Here is a 3,682-nt window from a genome sequence, read left to right on the forward strand (position 1 = left end):
GCATTGATGGAGACATCGTCTTCGACCACGGGAAATACCACTTGTTTTACAAAACCGAAGACAGTGAAAAAGGAATTCGGGTGGCAGTGTCTGATAAGTTAAAAGAAGGTTATGTGGCGCGTCCGGGTACAGTACAACAAACTAAAGATCCGGTAGAAGGTGCGGGGGTATTTAAACTCAATAATGGAGAGGGGTATATCTTGATGTATGATGTATACACTAAGGGACGCTATCAGTTTACAAAGACTAAAGATTTCAAGCAATTTACAGTGGTTGATCATGAAGTAAGGATGAACTTTCACCCGCGCCATGGCACTGTATTGCCAATCACAACTGCAGAAGCGGCAGTCCTATTAAAAAAATGGTACACCGGAGCGGATGTAATGGGGTCTGGACAATCACCGGCGATTAAGAAAAATAACATTGTGATCGATACCCTAAACTCAAAGGTTTACCTTCCGGTAAAAAACGGGACTTCATTGAGGTCTTTCGATCCGGAATTTGTGCTGCTTCCTGGTATGAGCATTAGTCCGAAAGGACCTTTTGACTTTACGAAAGGACCTGTTAAAGTAAAAATCACATTGCCGGGGCATAAGCCCCTTGTGTATGAAGTTACGGCTGCTATCGATCTGAATCCAGTATTGAATGGTTACTATGCAGACCCCGAAATCCTATATTCTAAGAAAACTAAAAAATACCATTTATACCCTACCAGCGATGGTTTTCATGACTGGTCAGGAACTTATTTTAAAACCTTCTCTTCCCCTAACCTTGTGGACTGGAAAGATGAAGGGGTGATTGTCGATTTACTCAAAGACGTAAGTTGGGCTAAGAAAAATGCATGGGCACCTACCATCGCAGAAAAGAAGGTAGGTAATAGCTACAAATACTATTACTATTTTACCGCTGCACAAAAAATAGGGGTTGCTGTTTCTGAAGACCCATCTGGTCCTTTTAAGGATAGCGGTAAGGCGCTGATTGCAGGTAAGCCTGCAGGAATAAAAGGTGGGCAAGAGATCGATCCCGATGTATTTACCGATCCTAAAACAGGCAAAAGTTATTTGTATTGGGGTAATGGTTATATGGCTGTAGCTTTGTTGAATGAAGATATGATATCGATAGACTCTTCATCAATTAAAGTCATCACTCCAGATAAAACTTTCAGGGAAGGCACTGAAGTTTTCTACAGAAATGGAAAATACTATTTTTTATGGTCGCAGAATGATACGAGAGATGCAGACTATGGTGTTAGGTATGGTGTTTCCGATTCGCCAACAGGTAAAATCAGTTTGCCGGAAAATAACCTGATTCTTTCTAAAGACGAATCACAGGCCATTTACGCTACCGGACACAATTCTGTTATTCAGGTGCCGGGTAAGGATGAATGGTATATTGTTTACCATCGCTTTACTCGTCCGGCAGGATTGAGCATGGGGCAGTCTGCAGGTTATAACCGTGAAGTGTGTATCGATAAAATGGAGTTTGATGCCGAGGGTAATATAAAAGTGGTACAGCCTACATTGAAGGGGATTAGATTAGTTAAATAGTTAAATTTCATCTAATAACTGTTAATAAATGCCTCATTAGTACTTGGTAATAAGCCTATTTTTGAAGGAAAATAAGTTGCCATAACCGGTTTTTTGAGAATTTAAGTATATTAAAATGAAATCATCACTCCTGATACTGGCTGTCGGAATCGCTGTTCTACCTGCCAGCGCGCAGCAGAAGAAAGATTACCCTATACAGCCTGTGGCTTTTACGCATGTCCATGTAAACGACCAATTCTGGGCTCCAAAAATGCAAGTTAACGCAACAGTCACAATCCCTTATACATTGCAAAAATGTGAAGATAATGGAAGGATAGACAACTTTTTAATGGCTGCACATGAAATGGAAGGTAAGCTTTCTCAATTTACGTTTGATGATACGGATGTATACAAAGTAATTGAGGGTGCCTCATATGCGATGCAGGTGAAGAAAGATCCGGCCCTGGAGCATTATATAGATTCGCTGATTACTATAATTGGCAAGGCACAGGAAAAGGACGGCTACTTATTTACTTTTCGTACGGCAAATGCAAAGAAACCTCATGAATGGATAGGAAGTAAACGATGGGAAAAGGAAGAGGAACTGAGTCATGAACTGTACAACTCAGGCCATTTATTTGAGTCGGCAGCAGCCTATTATGAGGCAACAGGAAAAAAAACTTTACTTGATATTGCCCTCAAGAATGCTGATTTGCTGGTCAAAGATTTCGGCCCCGGCAAACTCCAGATCTATCCGGGTCATCAGATAGTTGAAATAGGTCTTGTTCGTCTTTATCGCATTACGGGCAATCAGAAATATCTGGATCTTGCCAAGTTTTTCCTGGATGTAAGGGGTCCTAAGGGTGATGCATATAACCAGGCAAATGCCAAAGTTATAGACCAGCGTACTGCCGTTGGACATGCAGTAAGGGCAACTTATATGTACACCGGGATGGCTGATGTTGCCGCATTGACCGGCGATCAGAACTATCTTAACGCTATAGATAAAATCTGGGAAGACGTGGTTTATAAAAAACTGTACATCACCGGCGGTATTGGAGCTACTGGTGCAGGAGAGGCATTTGGGGAGGCTTATCAACTGCCAAATATGTCTGCCTATGCAGAAACCTGTGCAGCCATCGCTAATATCTACTGGAACAGCAGAATGTTCCAGTTACATGGTGATGCCAAATACATGGATGTTTTAGAAAGAACACTTTACAATGGCTTACTTTCAGGTGTATCTTTAAGTGGCGATCGTTTCTTTTACCCCAATCCCCTGGCTTCTATGCACCAACATCAGCGCAGTGCCTGGTTTGCCTGTGCATGCTGTATTTCTAATATGACCCGTTTTTTGCCCTCTGTACCAGGCTATGTTTATGCACAGAACAACAATGACCTCTATGTGAACTTATTTATGAGTAATACGGCTGAGGTAAATCTTAAAGCAACTAAAGTCACACTTACTCAAACAACAGGGTATCCATGGAACGGAAAAGTGGAGATCATCATCAACCCCGAGAAATCATCCACATTTGCCCTCAATATTCGGATTCCGGGATGGGCTGCTCAGTCGCCTGTACCGGGTGATTTGTATACCTATATGGATCAGGCTAAATCGTCCTTCAAATTACTGCTGAACGGAAAACCTGCAGTTTATAAAATGATCAAGGGTTATGCCGTTGTAGCACGTCAATGGAAAAAAGGAGATCAACTTATACTCGATCTGCCAATGGAAGTTCAGAAGGTGATTGCCAATGCGAAGGTAAAAGATGATGTTGGCAGATTTGCTTTTCAGCGTGGACCAATTGTATACTGCCTTGAGGGGCAAGACAACAAAGACGGGCTGGTTCAAAATATCATGGTCGATAAAGATGCCAAAACTACTACAGCATTTAATAAAGAAAAATTAAACGAAATCCAGGAGATCTCTGTTGAAGGAACAGGTACTAAAAGACAAGTGAATTCCGATGAATTAATTCAGGTAAAACAAAAGGTTACTGCAATTCCATATTATGCCTGGGCAAATCGCGGATCAAGTGATATGACCGTTTGGATTCCTTATGAGGCTTCCTCAGCCAGACCACAGCCTGCGCCAACTATTGCCTCTTTAAGTAAGGTGAGTTCTTCATTAGATAACCCGCGTTTATTGGGGG

Annotated in this window: 2 protein-coding genes; both read left to right on the top strand. The window is 41.8% G+C overall.

Features of this window, described 5'->3' with window-relative positions; genetic code table 11:
• The coding region (locus tag AC1DG9_RS25035; protein ID WP_477635459.1) for a family 43 glycosylhydrolase at positions 1–1,547 on the top strand (1,547 nt) is incomplete at its 5' end.
• A 115-nt stretch (positions 1,548–1,662) separates the two neighbouring features.
• Positions 1,663–3,682: glycoside hydrolase family 127 protein (locus AC1DG9_RS25040; protein ID WP_477635460.1), on the top strand; the 2,020-nt coding region annotated here is incomplete at its 3' end.

The organism is Pedobacter sp. 05L430, from assembly GCF_056397585.1.